The organism is Pseudooceanicola algae (assembly GCF_003590145.2).
GTDB lineage: Bacteria > Pseudomonadota > Alphaproteobacteria > Rhodobacterales > Rhodobacteraceae > Pseudooceanicola > Pseudooceanicola algae.
Map to the genome: position 1 here is coordinate 3,630,056 of NZ_CP060436.1, position 20,279 is coordinate 3,650,334.

A 20,279-nucleotide genomic window follows, 5' to 3' on the forward strand; every position below is an offset into this window, starting at 1 on the left:
TCGGGTCTGCCCTGTCGGGGCTGAACCCGCAAGAGGGCGACCCCGAGAGGCCGCCCCTTTGGTTGTTCAGTTTCGCAAGGGTCAGCCGAAGGTATAGGGTGGGCCTGCCTTGGAGGTCACGTCGTTGTAGTCGCGGAAGATCTGCACGATCTTGGCGGCCACTTCGCCTTCTTCGGCCATTTCGTCCCAGAAGGTGACGGCGGCCTCTTCGACGGCTTTCCATTCTTCCTGGGGGATCGAACGCAGTTGCAGCTTGTCGCCCTGCGCCCGCAGACGCGCCTCTCCGCCCCAGTACCACTGGTTGCGGTAGGTGTGGCTGGCTTCGATCGCCGAAGACACGATGACCTTCAGGTGCTCGGGCAGATCGGCCCAGCGTTGCTGGTTGACGAAGAAGGACCCGATCCAGGCGCCCGAGATGTTGTTGGTCAGGAAGTAATCGGTCACATCCGCCCAGCCGACGGTATAGTCTTCGGTGATGCCCGACCAGGCCATGCCGTCAAGCTCGCCGGTCTGCACGGCAACCTGTGCATCCTCGTAGGGGATGTTCACCGGCACGACGCCGAATTGCTGCAGGAAACGCCCGGCAGTCGGGAAGGTGTACAGCTTCAGACCTTCGAGATCGGCCAGCGAGGTGACTTCCTTCTTGGTGTTGAAGTTGCAGGGATCCTGACCGGCGGCCGACAGCCACTTGACCCCGACCTTGGCGTATTCTTCTTCCCAGATCTCGGCCAGGCCGTACTGGTTGAACAGCACCGGCACGTCGAGCGAATGCTTGGTCGCCAGCGGGAAGTACCCGCCGAAGTTGCGCACCGGGGTGGGCGAGGCCATGGAATCGTCGTCCGAATGGACGCCGTCCAGGGTGCCGCGCTGAAGTGCCTGGAACAGTTCGCCCGTGGGGACGATCTGATCGGCGTAGTAAAGCTCGATCTCAAGCTCGCCCTGGGCGGCGGCGTTGATCGCGTCGATGGCGGGCTTGGTGACTTCCTGACCCAGGGCCGAGCCCGCATAGGTCTGGAAGCGCCACTTGATCGCTTCCTGGGCGCGCAGGATGCCGGGGGCGGCCAGGGCTGCGGGGGCGGCCATCGCGGCCCCGCGCAGGAAGGAACGTCTGTTCGTCGGTTTGTTGGTCATTCGGTCTTCTCCCATTGATGTGATTGAGGCGCCCCGCTTTGCCGGGGTTCTTGTTGCTATCGGTAGACGTAATTGGGCAGCCAGGTCGCGAGACCCGGGAATACCATGACGATGACAAGTGCCAGCACCATGACGGCCACGAAGGGCGCGATGGAACCGTAGATATCCTTCAGCGTGATTTCCGGCGGTGCCATGGCGCGCATCAGGAACAGGTTATAGCCGAAGGGCGGCGTCATGTAGGCGATCTGGCAGGTGATCGTATAAAGCACGCCGTACCATACCAGATCGAAGCCCAGTTCGCCCACCAGCGGCACGTAGAGCGGCGCGACGATGACCAGCATGGCCGTGTCGTCAAGGAAACTGCCCATGACGAGAAAACTGAGCTGCATCAGGATCAGGATCATCCAGGGGCTCATCCCCAGCTTTTCGGTAAACAGGAAGCTGATCGCCTTGACCGCGCCCAGCCCGTCGAAAACCGCGCCAAAGGCCAGGGCGGCCAGGATGATCCACATGAACATGCAGGAAATGCCAAGGGTCTGGCGGGTCGCGGATTCGAAAACGCGCCAGGACATCCGGCCCTTCAGCACGGCGGCCAGGAAGGCCGCGATGGCCCCGATGGCCGAGGCTTCGACGAGCGAGGTCCAGCCCTTCACGAAGGGCACCATCATCACCGCAAAGATCGCCACCGGAAGAAGGCCGGCGCGCAGCAGGCGCATCTTTTCGGCGCGGGTCACGGCGGCGCGTTCCTCGGCCGGCAGGGTCGGGCCAAGGGCGGGGTTCTTCGTGCAGCGGATGACGATATAGGCGATGAACAGCGCCGCCATCATCAGCCCCGGCAGGATCCCGGCCAGCCAGAGCTGCCCCACGGGCTGACGCGCGATCATAGCGTAAAGCACCAGCACCACCGAGGGCGGCACCAGGATGCCAAGCGAGGACCCCGCCTGGATGACCCCGGTCACCATCTTCTTGTCATAGCCGCGCTTCAGCAGTTCGGGCAGCGCGATGGTCGATCCGATGGCCATGCCCGCGACCGAAAGGCCGTTCATGGCCGATACCAGCACCATCAGCCCGATGGTCCCGATTGCCAGTCCGCCCTTGATGCCGCCCATCCAGACATGGAACATGCGGTAGAGATCGTCGGCGATCTTGCTCTCCGACAGAACGTACCCCATGAACACGAACATGGGCAGCGTCAGCATCGGGTACCATTTCATCAGCTTCATCAGGGCGCCGTAACCCAGATCATAGCCCCCCTTGTCGCCCCAGAGCAGCAGGGCGGCCACCACGGCGACAAAGCCGATGGCGCCAAAGACCCGCTGGCCGGTCAGCAGCATCAGCATCATGGTCGAGAACATCAGCAGGGCGATGAGTTCGTAGGACATCTCAGATGGTCTCTCCGCGCAGGCGCAGGATATCCTTGAAGAATTCCGACAGAACCTGAAGCAGCATCAGGAAAAGCCCGATGCAGGTAATCAACTTGATTGGCCACATGATCGGTCGCCAGGAAGACGAAGATCGTTCCACGTAGCCGATGACGTCAGAGGCACCCTCCGCGCCGCCGGTGACAAAGGCCCAGATGAGCTTGCCGAAGAAGGGCAGCGGGGCGCCCATGAAGTTCCCCAGCGAATAGGCCAGGCTGGCCAGCCCGCCATAGATCATCACGCCAAGGTAGAAGATCAGGAAGAAGACGGTGAAGGCATCAAACCAGGCCTTCCTGCGGTCCGACAACTCCGAATAGATCAGGTCCATCCGCACGTTCGACCCCAGTTGGATCGAATAGGGCCCGCCAAGGATGTAATAGGCGACCATCACGAATTGCGCGGTCTCCAAGGTCCAGAGCGAGGGCAGGAAGAAGGTCTTGGACACCGAGGACCACAGCAGGATGCCCATCAGGATGAACAGGCCGAACATGGTGATCCGTCCGATCAGCCAGTTCATCCCGTCGATCCAGCGGATGTAGCCGCGCAGGGCCGTCATGGGGTGCCCCCCGTGGCAGGCCCGTCCTGACAGCAGGCGGTGCTTCGGGTGCCGAATTGGCCAAGCGACCGGCTCAGGACGGCGCAAAGCTGATCCGCGACGCGGGCGATGGCCTCGGGGGTGGTCAGCAGGTCGTTGCGGACCTCGATCATCACGTTCAGCCGCTGCCGGGGCAGGGCATGCAGGGCCAGCGTATGGGTCACGCCGTCACTGGCGGAATAGGGGGCGTTCAGCGCAGCCGTCAGGGGGCCGTTCCATTCTGCCATCATCGCATTGGCCAGACGCGAGTCACGGTCGTGCAGCAGGCCGATTTCGGTGGCGCGCTGCTGGCCATGCCAGAGCGGGGTGAAGCTGTGGATCGTGACCACCGCCCCGCCATGCCGGTCCAGCACCCTGGCCAGCGCGTCGCGGAAGGGCTGGTAGACTTCGGTCACGCGGGCGGCGTGCTGATCGGCCGTAAGGTCGCGATTGCCGGGGACCTCGACCACTTCGCTTCGTGCCGGGGTGGCGCTGGCGGCTTCGGGCGGACGGTTGCAGTCGTAGACCAGGCGCGAGACCCGGCTGGCGACCAGCGGCGCTTGCAGTTGTTCGGACATGGCGCGGGCGAGGTCCAGGGCGCCGGGATCCCAGGCGGCATGGCTCTGACGGTCCTCGGGACGCAGACCAAGCCCGTCCAGCGCGGCCGGTATCCGCGCACTGGCATGTTCACAGACCAGCACGACCGGGCCGGGACCGGCCGGGTTGATGACCTCGGTCGCGGGCAATTCGTCGGGGGCAAGGATTTGTGGCGCGGTCTGCAGCATGGGCGCAGAAGAAAACCTCAAACGCCCTGCTGTCAACGCAATTTTGTAGACATGACTACAGAGCGCAAATATTTTGTAACAATCACTACACGACAGATCAACGAGGAGGCGTCGCCTTGTCAGAACCAGAGGCAGAGCCGGAAGCGACCCCCGACATTCAGGAGGTCAAGGCGGCGATCCACGATGCCAATGCGCGGCTGACTCCGTCGGAACGGCGGGTGGGCGAGGTGATCCTGCGGGACTATCCGATGGCGGGAATGCAGTCGGTGACCAAACTTGCCGATCTGGCCGAAGTGTCCACGCCCACGGTGATCCGCATGGCCCGCAAGCTGGGCTTCGAGGGCTTTCCCGAAATGCAGGCGGCCCTGCGGGCAGAGGTGGCCGAACGGATCAAGGCTCCGTCGCTGAAACGCGATGCCCGCGCCGAAACCGGGGCGCGGCACATGATCCACCGCTATGCGGAAACGGTGATCTCCAACATCAATGCCTCGCTGGACCGGCTTGACCCGGCGGTCTTTGACGCGGTGGCCGATCTGCTGGCCGATACCGCGCGCCCGGCCTATTTCGTCGGCGGGCGGATCACCCGCGCCAATGCATCGAACTTCCACAATCACATGCAGATCATCCGGTCCAACGTGACCCTGCTGAGCCAGACGCCGAATGTCTGGCCGCATTACCTGCTGGACATGGATGCGGGCGCGGTCCTGGTGGTCTTCGACATCCGGCGCTATGAAAAGGATCTGCAGAAGCTGGCCGAACTGGCCCATGCGCGCGGCGCGGCGATCGTGTTGTTCACCGATCAATGGGGCTCTCCCATCGCCGAGTTTGCCGCCCATGTCTTTCGCCTGCAGGTCGAGGCGCCGTCGAACTGGGACAGCACCATTGCCATCATGGCCGTGGTCGAGGCGCTGATCGCCGCGGTTCAGGCCAAGCGTTGGGACGACAGCCGCGACCGATTGGAAGAACTGGAATCGATGTTCTCGACCACGCGGGTCTTTCGCAACTTTACCTAGTCGGCGATCAGCGTCGCCAGCCGCCGCAGCGCCAGTTGGTAGCCTTCGGTGCCGCAGCCCGCGATCACCCCGTCAGCGCGCAGCGAGACATAGGAATGATGTCGGAAATCCTCGCGCTGATGCACGTTCGAGATATGCACCTCGATCACCGGCCCGTCGAAGGTCTTGAGCGCATCGAGGATCGCGACAGACGTATGGGTATAGGCGGCCGGGTTGATCACGATCCCGGCGGCCTTGTCGCGGGCCTGATGGATGCAATCGATCAGCGCGCCTTCATAGTTCGATTGATAGAAGGCGCATTGCAGCCCGAGGTCGGCAGCCAGCGCGGCACAATCGGCCTCCACGTCCTCGAGGGTCTCAAAGCCGTAGATCTCGGGCTGACGCTTGCCCAGCAGGTTCAGGTTGGGTCCGTTGATGATCTGGATCAGCCCGGTCATGGCGCGCTCCGCTTTGCAGGTGTTTGCAACTGCTTAAGGGTTTTCCACGCGCTTGGCTATTGCTTCGACGCGGGGGGCGATTGGGCTTCAGGGCCGGTTGCCCGTTCGGCGCTGGGGCGGTCAAAGCCAAGGCCGGCGCGGCGGCAGACCGTCTTCAGCCCGCCCGGATCGCCGGCCAGAACCGGACCGGCGTCGACCTCGATCACCGAGGCACCGCTGTCGGCCAGCGCCCGCAGGCGGCTGTCATAGGCGTTGCAGAAGGGGACCCAGTATTCGGGGCTGGTGGAATGCATCCGCAGGAAGCTGGCCCGCGCCATCGAGGTCAGCACCTTGTCCCGGTCCCGCCTCACGATCACCCAGAGCGCAGCGGGAAAGGCCCGCGCGAACAGCGGCCAGAGCAGCGTCAGCTTGGGGTCCTTGAAGCCCCATGGCGCGTCCCCGTTGTAGCCTTCGGTGCGGATCGCCGTTTTCATCAGGCGGGCAAGGTCGGGATGCGGCGGCAGCGCCTCGGTCCGGGGCAGGGGGGCGATGCCGCGCGGATCGGCCCCAAGGGCGGCCAGGGTGGGTTTCAGCACCGTCTCGCGCAGGCGGCGGTTTTCGAAAAAGCCGGTCGGGTTGTCGGGCCCGGCGGGGATTGTTTCGCCCAGCCAGAGGCCCTGAGACGCGAGTACCCGCGTGCACAGGGATGTGCCCGAACGCGGCAGACCGCAGATGAAGATCGGCTGATTGACCGCGTGGCGCTGCGGATCGCGCCGCCTTGGCCGGGCCCCCAGCGGGCGGATGGGGCGGGCCTGCCAATCGGCGCTGCGGGCGGCCACCCAGGGCGCGATGACCTCGGCGGTCAGCTGCGGTTTCGGGACCGTGGTCGCCGACGCAAAGACCGAGGCCGCATCCGCCCCGCGCCCCCAGAACCAATGCGCCGTCCGGTTCATCACCGCCAGCAGCGGCACGTCGCAGAACCCGGCCATGTGCCAGTTCGCGCTGTCGACCGAGATCACCCCGGCCAGCGGGCGGATCATGTCGATGGTTGTCACCGGGTTTCGGCTGATGTCGCCAAGCGGCACCGCGCAGCGCGGATCTGCCAGCAGGATCTTGCGCTCGGCCCCGGTCAGATCGTGCTGCAGGGCGAGGTAGCGCGCACCCATGGGCAGCATGTCGAGCAGGAAGGGTAGCGGGATATGGCGTTCCTCACGCCGGTTCTGTCCCGATCCGCCGCGCCAGCAGATGCCGAAGATCGGGAGGTCGAAGGCATGGCGCGTCGGGCTGTCGAGCATCCGGTCCGGGGCGATGCGCCCGCAGCGTCGCCAGGCGCGGGCGACGAAGTCCCCGGCCAGGTGGGCCGGGCCGGGGCTCAGCTGATCAAAGGGCACAAAGCGCGCTTGCGACAGGTAGCGGCGGATCAGCGGCGCATATTTCGTCTGGCCGGTAAAGCTGCTGTGGGCATGGCGGCCTTCGGCGCGGATATGGGCGAGGTGGAACAGGACCTCGCCCAGACCCTGTTCCAGGACGATCATGTCGCAATCGTTCCCCGGGTCCTCGGGCAGGGGCGCATGGGTCAGCGGCGCGGACAGGACGCGGGGAAAGTTGATGGCATTGTGGCGGGCGGCATAAAGCGCAAAGCCGCTGGAACAGCGCCCCGCCCAAAGCGCATGCAACCCGGCCGAGGTCCGGAAATCGGCCTGTTCGCGCGGGCCGTTGCCGGGGGCCCGGCGCAACCGGCGCGCGGTCGCCGGATCACGCTGACGCAGGGCCAGACGATAGCGCAGCGTGGTCAGGCGTTCCACCGGCAGGCTGGCGTTGAGCGCCCGCGCGGCCTCCAGATCGCCCTGCCGGTAAAGCGCGCAGCCAAGGCGCAGGAAATCCAGCGCCTCTGCCTCGGCTCGGGTCAGGTCGCGCAGTGCGATCAGCGGCGCGATTTCCTGCCAGCAGGCGGCGATCTGTCCGGACTGGAACAGCTTGCGCGCTCGGCCCAGACGGGCGGCGCGGTCGGCGTCTGCATCTGCCCCCGGTCCCGCACCGCGTCCGGGCGCGGTCATTTCACCTTCGGGCTCAGCAGGTGCTGCGGGCGCGCGCGCTCTGCCGCCTCGAACAGCGCAAAGGTCTGGTTCACATAGTTCACCGCGCCGCTGATATGATCGAGGTAGGTTTGCAATTCCGGCGTCATCTCGGCCTCGACCAATTGGGTAGAGCGGTCCGGTCCATCGGCATCGAACTGGCAATAGAACAGCGGATCGCCGCGCTGGATCACCAGCGGCTTCGTGATGTCGTGCCATTCAAAGGCCCACATCAGCGGGCGCGGCCAGAGATGGATCGGAAAGCGCCCGGCAAAGATCGTGCCGGGCAGGGGCTGACGGCGGTAATGCATGTAGGCGTCAAGCTGGGTCAGGTAGACCGGTTCGTCGCAGACGAAGAGATAGGGCAGCTTCATCTGCACCACCGGGCGATCCGGATAGCGCCACTCTTTTTCCGCGACGAGCGTCAGCATCTTGCCCAGCTTGCCGGCCCGCACGGTGCTGCCGTCGCCGGCAAGGTTGCGCAGGATCGCGCGGCCCTCCTTGTCGCGGTCAAAGCCGATGTTCACGTCGATCGGGCAGGGGATCTCGAAGTAACGGCTTTCGACATTCAGCACGGCGGGGCAACGTGAGGCTGCCTTGGCATGGGTTCGCCGCGCATCGCGGGAATTGACCCGGCGCGGCGCGTCGTAGATCACCGGTGCGTCCACCTTGCTCAGCAGCCAGCCGACGCGCACCGGGCCGTTGCCCGGATCGGTCTCGCCGCGGTGGTAGGAGATATTGATGTCCATGGGTCGCAATTCTCCGCTCCGGGTGGGCTGATCAGAGCCGTGAGTGTCCTGCAAAGGGGTAAGTCCTTCGCTAAGGTCGCGCAAGAATTTCAATGCGCCGGGCGGGTCTGCGTCCGGTGGGGCCTGCCGGGGTGGGCCTGCCGGGGTGGGCCTAGGGCAGCAGGCTCAGCCAGAACCACATGGTCAGCAGGCAGGCCGAGGTCGAAATCAGCAGCGACGAGGCGGCGGACCGTTTGCCCCGGTCATAGAGATTGGCAAAAACATAGGTGTTCACCCCCGGCGCACAGGCGGCGGTCAGAACGGCGGACCGGAAGTCCCCGATCCCGAGGCCGGTCCAGCGCCCAAGCGTCCAGGTCAGCGCCGGGTGGATCGCCAGGGTGACGAGGCAGATCATGCCGATCAGCCGCCAGTCGCCTTCCAGCTTGTATTGCACCAGCACGCCGCCGATGGCGAACAGAGCGCAGGGCAGGGCAGAGCGGGCGATCATCTCAAGCGCATCGGCCAGCGGCACCGGCATGACGAGCCCGGTCAGGTTGGCGACAAAACCAAGCGCCAGGCCGATGACCAGCGGGTTCCGGGCAATCTGCAGAACGATCCGCTGCGCCAGCTTCAGCGGGACCAGACCCGCGCCGCCGCCTGTGCGGGCTTCGCGGGCGCGAACGATCTCCATCGCCACGATGCCGATGGTGTAGCAGACCGGTGCATGGATCGCGATGATGGCAAAGTTAGGGTCCAGCGCGCTGATGCCGAAGGCGCGTTCGGTCACCGGCACCCCCAGCATCATGGAATTCGAGAACAGGCAGCAGAAGCCGATGACGACGCTGTCCTGCATGTCCCGGCCAAGCGCGCGCGCCCCGGCCAGCCCGATGAAGAAACAGGCAAAGGCCGCCGCGTAGAAGCTGACCAGCAGCGGTGCGTGAAAGGCCGCGCCGACATCGAATTGACTGACCGCGTTGAACAGCAGGATCGGGAAGGCCACGCTTTGGGTATAGAGCATCAGCCCGTCGATCACCGATTGGTTCAGCACGCGGGTCCGGGTCGCGACATAGCCCGCGCCGATGGTCAGGAAGACCGGCAGGATGATGTTGAGAAGCGCGCTCATGCAGGCAGGCCCGCGATGGGGGCGGGCCGCTGCCAAAGGCGATCAGATCTCATAGGTGATCTGCATCCCGTCGAAGGCCGGAACGATGTGATCCGGGGTCTCGGCGGCCAGGACATCGTGGTCAAGGTCGATATGCATGTTGGTCAGCACCGCGCGATCCGGGGCGGCGCGGTCGATCCATGCCAGGGATTGTTCCAGATGCGAATGGGTCGGATGCGGCTTGCGGCGCAGCGTGTCGAGGATCCAGCAGTCGAGCCCGGCACAGACCTCCCAGGCCTCATCGCTCATTTGGGCGACATCGGGCAGATAGGCCAGGTCCCGGATCCGGAAGCCGAGCGCATCGATCGCTCCGTGATTGACCCGGAACGGCAGCAGGGTCACCGGTCCCCCGGCGCCATCCACCGTGAAGGCCCCGGTGATCGTGTTCATGTCCAGGATCGGCGGATAGGGCGATCCTTCGGGTTGCACGAAGGCATAGGCAAAGCGCGCATAGAGCGCCTCTTGCGTATCGCCATCGGCCCATACGGGCAGGCGCGTGCGGGTGTTGAAGACGATCTGGCGCAAATCGTCGATGCCATGCACGTGATCGGCATGGGAATGGGTATAGGCCACGGCGTCCAGTTCCCCGATCCCCGCATCCAGAAGCTGGGCGCGCATGTCGGGCGAAGTGTCGATCAGGATGCGGGTGCTGCCCGCTTCGCGGATCTGTTCGACCAGCAGCGAACAGCGGCGGCGGTGGTTCCGGGGATTGGCGGGGTCGCATTCGCCCCAATGGCCGCCAAGACGCGGCACGCCACCAGAGGACCCGCACCCAAGGATCGTGAAGCGCAGCTGTCCCATCAGGCGACCCCTTCTGGCGACCATGCGGCGGCCTTGGAAAACAGCCGGTCGAAGTTTGCCTGCGTCCGGGCGGCGAAATCGGCGTAATCGAGCCCGAAGACCTCGGCGCCGACCTTGGCTGTCAGGGCCGAGAAGGCCGGTTCGTTGCGCTTTCCGCGATGCGGCGGCGGAGCCAGGTAGGGGCTGTCGGTTTCAACAAGGATGCGGTCGATGGGCGCCTTGGCGAAGATATCGCGCAGCTCCTGGCTTTTCGGGAAGGTCGCGATGCCCGACATCGACAGGTAGAATCCGAGGTCGAGCGCCGCCAGCCCCAGGGCCTCGGACGAGGAAAAGCAGTGCATGACGCAGGAAAAGGCGCCGTTGCGGTGTTCTTCGGCCAGGATCGCGGCCATGTCGTCATCGGCGTCGCGGGCATGGATGATCAGCGGCAGGCCCGTCAGATGTGCCGCGGCGCAATGGATGCGCAGGCTCTCGCGTTGGGCGGCGGCGCTGTCCGAGGTGTAATGATAATCAAGGCCGGATTCACCGATCCCCACCATCTTGGGATGCTGCGCCAGCGCCACCAGCTGATCGACCGATGCCATGGGTTCCTCGGCCACGGACATCGGGTGGGTGGCGGCGGCGTAGAAGACGGGCGCATGGGCTTCGGCGATGGCGCGCACCTGGGGTTCGTGGCGCAGCCGGGTGCAGATCGAGACCATCCGGGTCACCCCGGCCTCGGCGGCGCGGGCAATCACCTGGTCCAGTTCACCGTCGAAATCCGGAAAGTCGAGATGGCAATGGCTGTCGGTGATCTGGGCAATATCGGTCATGCTGGTCCTGTCTGGCGGTCATCTCGCCCCGCCCGATGCGGCGGGCACCGCCTGACGCGGGCCTCAGGCGGCGCGGGCGGCGGCGGCGGCTTTGGAAAGCCTGAAAACCGTATCTAGGATGAGTGCGGCAGGGTCAAGGTTGACCGCCAGCCCATGACGCAACCGGCTGCCGATCTCCTGCGCTTCTGCCGCCCAGATCCGCGCCGCTGCTGGGGTGGGGGCAAGACGGGCGAGGATCTCGGCCTCGTCGGGGGCGGCGGCATGGGCAGGCGGGCGGCCCGAGGCGCCGCAAAGCGCCAGCCGCGACAGGGCCTGATCCAGCAGCAGCACCATCAGGGCGCGGCGTTCCTCGGCCCCGCGTGCGGCGGCGGCATCGGCCATGGCCTGGGCACGGCCCCGGTCAAAGCGCGGCATGTCGCGCAGCAGGGCGATCCAGTCGGCGTACAGCGCCAGCCCGTCGAGATTGGCCAGACGCACCGCCGCCCCGACGGAACCTTCGGCTAGGGCGGCCATCGCCTCGGGGTGATCGGTGGCGATCCCGGCCTGGTCCAGCGCCACCTGCATGTCCTGCGGAGCCAGCGGATGCAGCCGCAGCAGACGGCAGCGCGACCGGATCGTCGGCAGCAGGGAGGACGGCTGATGCGTGACCAGTAGCAGGGTGGTGCGCGCGGGGGGCTCTTCGAGCAGTTTCAGCAGGGCATTGGCGGCCGAGACGTTCAGTTCATCCGCCGCATCGACGATCACGACCCGACGCCCGCCATCGGCTTGTGAAAGCGCGAAGAAGTTCTTCAGTTTCCGGGCCTCGTCCACGGTGATGCGGTCCTTGAGGCGTCCTGTCTTTTCGTTATGCCCGCGCCGCAGCACGAACAGCCCCTGTTCCGATCCCGCCTGCATGCGGCGTGCGACCGGATGGGACGGGTCGATGGAAAGGTTGTCGGCACGGGGCGCGGGGGCATCGCCGAACAGGCTGTCCCCGGCATCCGCAACCGGATCGGGCGTGGCCAGAAGGAACCGTGCAATGGCCCAGGCCAGCGTCGCCTTGCCCGCGCCGCGCGGCCCGGTGATCATCCAACCGTGGTGCAGTCGCCCGGAATGGAAGGCATCAAGGAATTCGGCCTCTGCCTCGGCCTGGCCAAAGATCCGGGCGGTGTCGCGCGGATGCGGCGCGCCTTCGGCGCGATCCGGTTCGGGGCGGTCCTCGTCACTGCTCATGCGCGGGCCTCTGGCAGCTCGGGAAGGGCGGCGATCAGTCGGTCAAAGACCGCATCGGCGCTGCCGGCGCCGTCGATCACGCGAAAGCGGTCGGGCGCGGCCTTTGCCAGATCCAGAAAGCCCCGGCGCATGGCCTGTTGCAGAACCAGCCCGAAGGTTTCAAAGCGTTCCTCGTGGCCCTTGCGCGACAGGGCGCGGGCCAGCCCGTCTTCGGGGTCCATGTCGATCAGCACGGTGATATCGGGTTCGCGGCCGATCATCAGCGTGTGAAGCTGGTTCACCACGTCCTGAAGATCGCCGCGCGAAATGCCCTGATAAACGCGGGTGCTGTCGGCAAAACGGTCGCAGATGACCACTGCGCCGCGCGCCAGGGCAGGCAGGATGGTACGTTCCAGGTGGTCGCGCCGGGCGGCTGTGAACAGCAGGATCTCGGTCTCGGCGGACCAGCGGTCGGGGTCACCTTCCAGCACCAGGGACCGGATTTCCTCGGCCCCGGCAGAGCCGCCGGGTTCGCGGGTCAGCACCACGTCGCGGCCCGTGGCGCGCAGGGCCTCGGCCAGGCGTCGGGCCTGGGTCGACTTGCCGGACCCGTCGATCCCTTCGAAGGACAGGAAAACCCCTGTGGTCATGCCGCTAAGTGCCGGATCAGGAGGTCGCGGCGGGCTGGGCATCATCCGGCGCAACATCCGCCGGGCCCTTGTTGACGCGGCGCATCAGGTAGGTGGCAGCGGCTTGCACCTTCGCCATGAAGCCGCCATCGGGCACCGCCTGGGCCGCCACCAGCGGGACCGAGCGTTCGGGCAGCCCTTCGGGGCGCAGGATCAGCGTGCCGACTTCCTGACCGGCGGCGACGGGCGCGCGGATCGGTCCGTCAAAGACCACTTCGGAGGCGATCCCGTCTCGCGACAGGAAGGGCACCAGCGTGACCAGGTCTTCGGTCACCGTCAGTCCGACATCATCGGCACTGCCGCGAAAGACCGGGGCACGGGCCACGATGTCGCCGGCGGGCAGCAGGTTGGCTTCCTTGAACTGGCGGAAGGCCCAGTTGACGACGGCGCGGCTTTGCTCGGCGCGTGCGCTGTTGCTTTCAAGACCGGAGAGCACGAAGACCACACGCCGGTCGCCCTGAGTCGCGCTGCCGACAAGGCCATAGCCCGCTTCCTCGGTATGGCCGGTTTTCAGCCCGTCGGCGCCGATCCCGAGACCCAGAAGCGGGTTGCGGTTGAGCCGGTTCGACGGTGTGCGGTTGTCGAAGGGAAATTCGGTTTCCGCGAACAGCGGATAGAATTCGGGGAAATCCTGGATGATATGGGTGGCGATCAAGGCCAGATCGCGCACCGACATGCGCTGCGTGGGGGCGGGCCAGCCGTTGGAATTGGCGAAGGTCGAATTGGTCATGCCAAGCTGTTGGGCCCGTTGGGTCATGTATTGGGCGAACCCGGCTTCGGTCCCGTCGGGCGACAGGGCTTCGGCGATCACGGCGCAGGCATCATTGCCCGACAGCACGATGATCCCGCGCAACAGGTCATCGACCCGCACCATGTCGGTGGTGTTCAGGAACATCGACGAGCCGCCGTAGCTCATCGCGTGCTGGGACACCGGCAGTTCCTCGTCAAGGCTGAGACGGCCGTCCCGGATCGCTTCGAAGGCGACGTAAAGCGTCATCAGCTTGGACATCGAGGCCGGGGGCAGGGGGGTATCGGCGTCCTTGTTCAGCAGCACGGTGCCGGTAGTCAGATCGGCGATATAGGCCGCCCGCGCGCTTGTGTCGAAGGCTTGCGCAGGCAACGCCGCGATCAGGCAGGCTGCCGCCAGAGAGGCCTTGAGCGCAGGGACCAACAGGAAGGGCCGCTTGCGGGCAGCGAGGGAACGAAGAGGCATCATGCGGGGCTCCTGCTTGGCGATCATGGGGCGCGGGGCGTTAGGCACAGGGCCTTTCCCTGTGGAATTGCTACCTGAAACGGGCCTGCATTGACCAGAGCTTTCCGATCATATCCGCGCTAGCAGGGGGTAAAAGGGGTGCCGGGCAGGCGGCAAGGCGCACTTTCTTTTGCGCCTTCCAGAATCACGCACCGGTCTTTAGAGCGATGCGGACCGGAGGAGTGGCAGAGTGGTCGAATGCACCGGTCTTGAAAACCGGCGTGCGTGAGAGCGTACCGTGGGTTCGAATCCCACCTCCTCCGCCACAAACCATTCGCAAACCCAAGACCAGGCCCTAGTGCGGGCCTTTTTTCTTTTTGGTTCAAAGGGGTTTAACGATGCTATCCGACTTTCGGAGACTGGCCGTTGGCCCAAAAGTGGTCTCCGAACGCCCCGCGTCTCCTTTCACCCGCCCTTCACCCAAAACGAGACGCATTAAAAAATGCTTTTACCTTCGGAAGGTTGCCTAAAATTCACTGCGCCGCAGTTGAGGCAGGTTCGACCGCTATCGAAACGGTCAGAGACACCTGAAGGCGGCGTAGTTCTTCGAAACAGTGCGAACTGTCGCGAGAAGTCTTTGATGACAAACAGACTTTCCGCTCATAGCCTGGCGGCATGTTGAATGGGCCCTGGACCGATGAAGAAAACGACCTGATCGTTGCGGATTACTTCGCGATGCTGGCTGAGGACATGGCGGGCTGTCGCTACAGCAAGGCTCAGCATCGGCGCAGTTTGATGCCCCTTTTGCGGAGCCGAACGGAAGGCTCGATCGAGTTCAAGCATCAGAATATCAGTGCGGTGTTGAAGGGGCTCGGCGAGGATTGGATTCCCGGCTACAAGCCAGCGTTCAATTTCCAGATGACCTTGGTCGATGCTGTGGCGCGCTGGTTGGCATGGAACCCGGCCTGGCTTGGGCGGATGCCGGGCTCGCGATCAGCAAATGGTTTGCGCGAGGCTGCGCAGATCTGGATTGGACCGTCACCGACGCTGTCGAACCAGCTGCCGCCGCTGGAACTGGAGCAGATGTTGCATGTCGCTAAAAAGTTCGACGTGGCGGGTCGGGATGAACGCAACCGCGCCCTCGGACGTGCGGGAGAAGAGCGCGTCGTTGCACACGAACGGTCCGCTTTGAAAGTAGCCGGTCGAGATGATCTGGCGCGCAAAGTGCGGTGGATTTCCGAAGAGGACGGTGACGGTGCCGGGTACGACATTGCCAGCTTTACGCCGGACGGACAGGAGCGTTTGATCGAGGTGAAAACGACAAATGGCTGGGAACGAACGCCCTTTTACATTTCCCGCAATGAACTGGCTGTCGCCGAAGAGCGCCGGTCAGAATGGTGCTTGTTCCGTCTCTGGAATTTCTCGCGTGAGCCGAAAGCATTTGAGTTGCGCCCGCCGCTAGATGCCCATGTCTCGTTGACCGCGACGGCCTTTCAGGCGAGCTTTCATTAGAATCCAACTGAACCCGCGCTGTTCTTGCTCTGGCCAAGCCTCTTCGGCGAGAAAGCTCAGATCGTACAGGCTGGAGACGTATTGGGACCCGCGATCGCTGTGAAGCACCAGGCTGCCGCCCCCATCGGAGCGTCGTTTGTAGAGCGCCTGCTCCAACGCATCCAGAACGAAGTCCGTCTTGGCCGACCCTGACACCCGCCAACCAACGATGTGGTTGGCAAATGTGACGATCACGAAGGCCACGTAGACGAAGCCGGCCCAGGTTGCGACGTAGGTGAAGTCGCTCAGAGGTAGAGCACAAGGCAGGCAAGTTCGATCGACCCGATCATCAGGGTGTCATCGGCCGACCAACCCAGTGCCTCCAGCGTCTCGGTGGCCTCTGGCATGAGCAGCAGCTTCGGCGTGACCGAAGCGCCCGCAATGAAAAGGGCGAAGATCCCGGTCAGGGCCCAGCCTGTGCTGGGGGCGTGAATATTAAGCATCATTTTCTCCTTTCCCACGCATCACAGCGTCTGCGCCAAGGCTTCCAACTGGACCCCCGCCGCACCCCATCCTTCGTGGAAACCCATGGCCTCGTGCTCCTGCTTGGCCTCGTCGGACCAGTGGCGCGCCGTTGCGGTATAAAGCGTGGTGCCGTCGCCCTGATCTTCCAGGGTGATCTCCGTTGTCAGGAACGCGCGGTCGGACGGGATCCAGCCGGGCTTGAAGGCGTCGGTCGTGACGAGGCGCTTGCCCGGTTCGGCAGCGAGGACGACGCCGAGGCTCGGGAATTTTTCGCCGCCCGGCCCATTCATCGTGCAGGCGAATTCGCCGCCGGGGGTCAGGTCGATGCGCGCATCGGTCACGAACCAGGGCTTGGGGCAGAACCATCGTTCCAGCAGTTGGGGTTCCGTCCAGCAGCGCCAGAGCGCGGCGCTGCTGGCGGCCATGGTGCGGGAAAGGACGAGGTCATGCAGGTGGTTGGTCATGGTGTGGTTCCAATCAATTTGTGTGGTCACTAATCAAAGGACGTCTGGCAATCGTCCCTCCCGACATCGCTCAGGACTTTTTCTCGAATATTTTTGCTGCATGTATGGGCGAGACCGGGAGTGGCTCGGTAGAGGTTGACCGCACATAGGTCCTGCTTCGAGCCCTTCGTGGCCATTTTCAAATCATGCCTCGACTACCCGTCGCGACATAGCCACATACAAATTATCGATAGTATAAGGTGGAGGCGCGACCGTTGAGCGACTTCTTTCAGGGCGTAGTCGCAGAGCATCTGGAGGCCTCGTCTGGGACCATCCGCGTGCGCCTCGTCGGTTCCGGGTTTCCCCTCCTGCTCCTGCACGGCCACCCGAGGACGCACACGACATAGTGGCAGGTCGCGCCTCTGTTGGCGGAGCGGTTCACGGTAGTCTGCGCTGACCTTCCGGGCTTCGGCAAAAGCTATCAGCCCGAGACTTTGGAAGGTTCGTCCGATCGGGCAAAGGCGGTCGCGTTGCATGCGGCCATGGGCATGCTCGCCGACTACCGCGCGGTCTCGAGTTCGACTAAGCACGTGCTTATGTCTGACTATGAGATTGTCACCGATGGCGACGGCAAGCCCGCCGCGCCGCGTCAGCGGCGCATGTCGGCAAAGAGGAAGCAGGAGGCCGTTACTGCGGGTTCTGCGTGGTGAAGATCTGGAGGTGGTCAGCCGCGAAATCGGCGCCACCGCCGCCGATCTGAGCGCCTGAGGGACACGGCTGCGCCGAGCGGTTCATCAGGACATTGAAGGAAAACCTGCTCTGGGTCCGCTGGTTTGACACGAACGAGGACCTCCGCCAGGCCCTGCTCGAGTTCCAGCGCACCTACAACGAGCAATGGCTGATCGAACGTCACGGCCACCGACCGCCCACAGCAATCAGACGAGATCAAACCGTGAATATGCAAAATGCCGCTTAACCCCAGTCCTCCGTCTCAAAACCGTGGACCGGTACATCAGGGCGATGGCGCGCCCATAGCGTCGCGCGCGCTCTGGGGCTGGCCGAGTTCATCGGGCAATGCTGCGGAACGATCATCAGGACCTGAATGCCTACATCCGTTGGCTGGAGATTCGGCTGACCGGCATGCGACCGGTAGAGATGGCCTCGGCATCATAACCTGTGGACGCAGCAGAGGACTGCTTTGAGCCCAGAGTTACTGATGCTGCTTCATGCAGGAAGGTCAGTTTTGGTGGGCTTGGTGCAGAAATCCAAAAAGCAAGAACCTACCCGCCACTCGGGTTTCGCGTTTGACGCTATATGAGTTGTTGTTTGACGGTAAGTACTGCAGATTGGCTCCCATGACCGATCAGAAAGAAAAATTTGTCCAGAAAGCTGCACCAGAATTTTGGTACACCTACGCTCGCGAGTTGGCCGACACCGCCGATGCAATCTTCGGAAAGTCAAAAGGCCAGTTTGTCGCCTACATCCACAAAAATGCCGACGGATCAACAACCGAGGCACGCCGTCCTTTAGTATCTCGCCCAGTACTTCTCTTGTATGGGCTAGGCCTCGAAAACATTCTTAAGGGGCTTCTCATATCTGAAGACCCAATGCTACTGCAGGGTGGGAAACTGAGTAAAAACCTTCAAGTACATGATCTCGCAAAACTTGCCGAGCGACTAAAGTTTATTCAATTTGATAAGAGCGAGATTCAACTTCTAGAATTGCTGTCTGACGTTGTTCCTTACCACGGCCGCTATCCAGTGCCACGAGAAGCAGAGAGTATCAAACCGGAGCAGTACATTTCCGAGAGCATTTATGATGCTTGCAGGGCACTCTTTAAGCGTTTGGAGATGCAGCTCTACAAACTGAATTATCAAGGTATTGACGGTCCGGAAGGGGTCCGCTTTGCAAATTTGCGGCTGACGCACCTAGATGGTGAAGCGGATTTTATTACTGATGAACTTGACATGGACTGGGATGGCTTCAGCAAGGAGCTTGATAGTTAGCAGACGGTCAACGGCACGAATATCATGCCCTAATGGCCCGTTGGTTCAAAAAGCGGACTTTCATTGTAGAAGAACTAAGGTCCGAAAAATCCGCAAAGCTGACTGCCACGGTCACCCCCCAAATTCGTTGGCCGGCGTGGCCGCCTGTGCCGACCCGGCCAGACGATCCAACTGCGCGCGGATGTGAATGGCTTCGGCGGCGGTGCTGGCCAGGGCGATGGCCCGTCCATAGGCGTCGCGCGCGCCCTGCGGCTGGCCGAGTTCTTCGAGGAAGTGCCCGCGCACGCCGTGGAAATAGAAATAGCCATCCAGCGCATCGGCCAGCGGCTCGATCAATGCGAGCGCAGCCGCTGCGCCTTCAACCCTGGCCAAGGCAACCGAGCGGTTCAGCGTCACCACGGGCGAAGGCGCGTGGCGTTCAAGCGCGATGTAGAGCTGGTTGATCTCTGCCCAATCCGTCGCGTCCGCCGCTCCGGCGCGGGCGTGCAAGGCGGCGATGGCGGCCTGGATCTGATAGGGGCCGGGCCGACGGTGCCGCATCGCCTTGTCGAGCATGACGAGCGCCTCGGCGATGGCCTTGCGATCCCAGAGGGTGCGATCCTGATCCTCCAGACGCACCGGCGTGCCGTCCGGCCCGATGCGGGCATGTCGCCGCGCGTGCTGAAGGAGCATGAGCGCCAGCAGGCCCATCATCTCCGGCTCGGCTGGAAAGAGACCCAGCATCAGCCGGGCAAGGCGGATGCCCTCGGTGCAAAGGCGGGCGCGCTCGCTGTTGGTATCGGCATCGGTATAGCCTTCGTTGAAGACCAGATAGACCATCGCAGCCACGATGGCGAACCTTTCGGCGCGCTCAACGGGGCCAGGGGTTTCGAATTCCACCGCCGCAGCGGCGACCCGCGCCTTGGCGCGGGTTATGCGCTGCTCCATCGCGCGTTCGTTCACCAAAAACGCGCGGGCGATATCCCTGACCGAGACGCCGCAGACGATCCGCAGGGCTAGCGCCACCTGCTGCGTCGCAGGCAGGTCCGGGTGGCAGCAAATGAACAGAAGGCGCAGGATGTCATCACGGTAATCGGCGGCATCGAGCCGCTCAACTAGGTCGGCCTCGCGATCATCCAAATCGGAAATCCGCTCTTCGCTTGGCAGTTCCTGCATGCGGGCCTGCTTGCGCAGATGATCCAGCGCCGCATTACGGCCTACCATGATCAGCCAACCTTCGGCATCGCGCGGAGGGCCGTTTACAGGCCATGTGCGCAAGGCCCGGAGCGATGCTTCCTGATACGCTTCCTCGGCCAGGTCGAGGTTGCGGAAGTAGCGCAGCAGGGCGGCAACGACACGCGGGCGCGCCGCGATTAACCGCAGCTCCATCCAGTCAGGCGGCAGCGTCTCATCCATCCTTTGGGCCTGATCCATCTGGGATGTAAATCATCACCGGGCGCACCTCATAAGCACCACCGGGGTTGGCCTCGGCCAGATCGCGGACGATGTCATGCGCCTGCTCTAGCGTTTGCACATCGACCACGTAGAACCCAAGCAATTGCTCCTTGGTCTCTGCGTATGGGCCATCCGTGATCAGCTTCTCTACCTTGCGATAGGTCGTGGCAGCCGATGTCGGCATGAGCCGCACCACAGGCTTCATGTTGTCAGCCCATTTGCGATGCACAACGTCGAGCCGCTCCATGACAGCGGCATCCTCTGCCTCGGACCAGGCCGAGGTCATGGTTTCGTCGTTGTAGCACAGCAGGGTGTAGAGCATGTTCAAAACTTCCATGTTTCAAGGACGAAACAGACCAGCGCGTTCCGACAGAGGTCCAAAGATATTCT

General features: G+C 63.8%; 21 protein-coding genes, 1 tRNA gene and 2 pseudogenes. 6 read left to right on the top strand and 18 right to left on the bottom strand.

Going from position 1 to position 20,279, the window contains the following annotated elements; genetic code table 11:
• Positions 1 to 81: 81 nt before the first annotated feature.
• From PSAL_RS17075 to PSAL_RS17090, 4 genes are read right to left on the bottom strand one after another with little or no spacing between them, the layout of a single operon-like run.
• Positions 82 to 1,131, bottom strand: a complete 1,050-nt coding sequence (locus tag PSAL_RS17075) for a TRAP transporter substrate-binding protein (protein ID WP_119838760.1) — start codon at positions 1,129 to 1,131, stop codon at positions 82 to 84.
• Positions 1,132 to 1,187: 56 nt separating this feature from the next.
• On the bottom strand, positions 1,188 to 2,513 hold the full coding sequence (locus PSAL_RS17080; RefSeq protein WP_119838761.1) for a TRAP transporter large permease: 1,326 nt from the start codon (positions 2,511 to 2,513) through the stop codon (positions 1,188 to 1,190).
• Between the two features lies 1 nt (position 2,514).
• Positions 2,515 to 3,108 (bottom strand): TRAP transporter small permease subunit, encoded by a 594-nt coding sequence (locus PSAL_RS17085; protein ID WP_119838762.1) that lies wholly within the window; start codon positions 3,106 to 3,108, stop codon positions 2,515 to 2,517.
• The gene (locus tag PSAL_RS17090; protein ID WP_119838763.1) at positions 3,105 to 3,911 is read right to left on the bottom strand and encodes an N-formylglutamate amidohydrolase; all 807 of its coding nucleotides are present in this window, start codon (positions 3,909 to 3,911) and stop codon (positions 3,105 to 3,107) included. The genes PSAL_RS17085 and PSAL_RS17090 overlap by 4 nt, the downstream gene beginning before the upstream one ends.
• Before the next feature lie 116 nt (positions 3,912 to 4,027).
• On the opposite strand from PSAL_RS17090, the gene PSAL_RS17095 reads away from it, so the two are divergent.
• On the top strand, positions 4,028 to 4,924 hold the full coding sequence (locus PSAL_RS17095; protein WP_331274414.1) for a MurR/RpiR family transcriptional regulator: 897 nt from the start codon (positions 4,028 to 4,030) through the stop codon (positions 4,922 to 4,924).
• Here PSAL_RS17095 and aroQ read toward each other — a convergent pair.
• From aroQ to PSAL_RS17140, 9 genes are all read right to left on the bottom strand, one after another.
• A complete protein-coding gene (aroQ, locus tag PSAL_RS17100; protein ID WP_119838764.1) occupies positions 4,921 to 5,361 on the bottom strand; it encodes a type II 3-dehydroquinate dehydratase in 441 nt (146 codons plus the stop codon). The genes PSAL_RS17095 and aroQ overlap by 4 nt on opposite strands.
• Positions 5,362 to 5,417: 56 nt before the next feature.
• The gene (locus PSAL_RS17105) at positions 5,418 to 7,397 is read right to left on the bottom strand and encodes a sulfotransferase (protein ID WP_119838765.1); all 1,980 of its coding nucleotides are present in this window, start codon (positions 7,395 to 7,397) and stop codon (positions 5,418 to 5,420) included.
• On the bottom strand, positions 7,394 to 8,164 hold the full coding sequence (locus tag PSAL_RS17110; protein WP_119838766.1) for a hypothetical protein: 771 nt from the start codon (positions 8,162 to 8,164) through the stop codon (positions 7,394 to 7,396). Before PSAL_RS17110 ends, PSAL_RS17105 begins: the two co-directional genes overlap by 4 nt.
• Positions 8,165 to 8,315: 151 nt before the next feature.
• Positions 8,316 to 9,266 (bottom strand): AEC family transporter, encoded by a 951-nt coding sequence (locus tag PSAL_RS17115; RefSeq protein WP_119838122.1) that lies wholly within the window; start codon positions 9,264 to 9,266, stop codon positions 8,316 to 8,318.
• 42 nt (positions 9,267 to 9,308) lie between these two features.
• Positions 9,309 to 10,106 carry an MBL fold metallo-hydrolase gene (locus tag PSAL_RS17120; protein WP_119838121.1) on the bottom strand — a complete coding sequence of 266 codons (798 nt, stop codon included), beginning with the start codon at positions 10,104 to 10,106 and terminating at the stop codon, positions 9,309 to 9,311.
• Positions 10,106 to 10,918 (bottom strand): TatD family hydrolase, encoded by an 813-nt coding sequence (locus PSAL_RS17125; RefSeq protein WP_119838120.1) that lies wholly within the window; start codon positions 10,916 to 10,918, stop codon positions 10,106 to 10,108. Before PSAL_RS17125 ends, PSAL_RS17120 begins: the two co-directional genes overlap by 1 nt.
• A 63-nt stretch (positions 10,919 to 10,981) precedes the next feature.
• Positions 10,982 to 12,130, bottom strand: coding sequence for a DNA polymerase III subunit delta' (locus PSAL_RS17130; RefSeq protein WP_119838119.1), 1,149 nt, complete (start codon positions 12,128 to 12,130; stop codon positions 10,982 to 10,984).
• A complete protein-coding gene (tmk, locus tag PSAL_RS17135; protein WP_119838118.1) occupies positions 12,127 to 12,759 on the bottom strand; it encodes a dTMP kinase in 633 nt (210 codons plus the stop codon). Before tmk ends, PSAL_RS17130 begins: the two co-directional genes overlap by 4 nt.
• Positions 12,760 to 12,775: 16 nt before the next feature.
• The gene (locus PSAL_RS17140; protein WP_408004193.1) at positions 12,776 to 14,014 is read right to left on the bottom strand and encodes a D-alanyl-D-alanine carboxypeptidase family protein; all 1,239 of its coding nucleotides are present in this window, start codon (positions 14,012 to 14,014) and stop codon (positions 12,776 to 12,778) included.
• 212 nt (positions 14,015 to 14,226) lie between these two features.
• Here PSAL_RS17140 and PSAL_RS17145 point away from each other — a divergent pair.
• Positions 14,227 to 14,316 (top strand) — tRNA-Ser (locus tag PSAL_RS17145).
• Between the two features lie 349 nt (positions 14,317 to 14,665).
• Positions 14,666 to 15,502, top strand: coding sequence for a DUF3883 domain-containing protein (locus tag PSAL_RS17150; RefSeq protein WP_119838117.1), 837 nt, complete (start codon positions 14,666 to 14,668; stop codon positions 15,500 to 15,502).
• A 63-nt stretch (positions 15,503 to 15,565) separates the two neighbouring features.
• Here the strand turns inward: PSAL_RS17150 and PSAL_RS17155 are convergent.
• The 3 genes and pseudogenes from PSAL_RS17155 to PSAL_RS17165 form a co-directional block, all read right to left on the bottom strand.
• Positions 15,566 to 15,835, bottom strand: a pseudogene (locus tag PSAL_RS17155) (DDE-type integrase/transposase/recombinase); the annotation flags it as partial.
• Complete coding sequence (locus PSAL_RS17160; RefSeq protein ID WP_119838116.1) at positions 15,787 to 15,984, bottom strand: hypothetical protein; 198 nt, start codon at positions 15,982 to 15,984, stop codon at positions 15,787 to 15,789. The gene PSAL_RS17160 and the pseudogene PSAL_RS17155, both read right to left, overlap by 49 nt.
• 21 nt (positions 15,985 to 16,005) lie before the next feature.
• Positions 16,006 to 16,470 carry an SRPBCC family protein gene (locus tag PSAL_RS17165; protein ID WP_119838128.1) on the bottom strand — a complete coding sequence of 155 codons (465 nt, stop codon included), beginning with the start codon at positions 16,468 to 16,470 and terminating at the stop codon, positions 16,006 to 16,008.
• A 404-nt stretch (positions 16,471 to 16,874) separates the two neighbouring features.
• On the opposite strand from PSAL_RS17165, the gene PSAL_RS17170 reads away from it, so the two are divergent.
• From PSAL_RS17170 to PSAL_RS17180, 3 genes and pseudogenes are all read left to right on the top strand, one after another.
• Entirely contained in the window at positions 16,875 to 17,159 is a 285-nt protein-coding gene (locus PSAL_RS17170; RefSeq protein ID WP_196941875.1) for a hypothetical protein, read from the top strand.
• A gap of 50 nt (positions 17,160 to 17,209) precedes the next feature.
• Positions 17,210 to 17,425, top strand: a pseudogene (locus tag PSAL_RS17175) (integrase core domain-containing protein); the annotation flags it as partial.
• A gap of 379 nt (positions 17,426 to 17,804) precedes the next feature.
• A complete protein-coding gene (locus tag PSAL_RS17180) occupies positions 17,805 to 18,455 on the top strand; it encodes a hypothetical protein (protein WP_147407601.1) in 651 nt (216 codons plus the stop codon).
• A gap of 111 nt (positions 18,456 to 18,566) precedes the next feature.
• Here the strand turns inward: PSAL_RS17180 and PSAL_RS17185 are convergent, their stop codons facing one another.
• Together PSAL_RS17185 and PSAL_RS17190 are read right to left on the bottom strand one after the other, a co-directional pair.
• Complete coding sequence (locus tag PSAL_RS17185; RefSeq protein WP_119838114.1) at positions 18,567 to 19,850, bottom strand: RNA polymerase sigma factor; 1,284 nt, start codon at positions 19,848 to 19,850, stop codon at positions 18,567 to 18,569.
• Positions 19,843 to 20,226 (bottom strand): YciI family protein, encoded by a 384-nt coding sequence (locus tag PSAL_RS17190; RefSeq protein WP_196941876.1) that lies wholly within the window; start codon positions 20,224 to 20,226, stop codon positions 19,843 to 19,845. The genes PSAL_RS17185 and PSAL_RS17190 overlap by 8 nt, the downstream gene beginning before the upstream one ends.
• Positions 20,227 to 20,279: the final 53 nt, after the last annotated feature.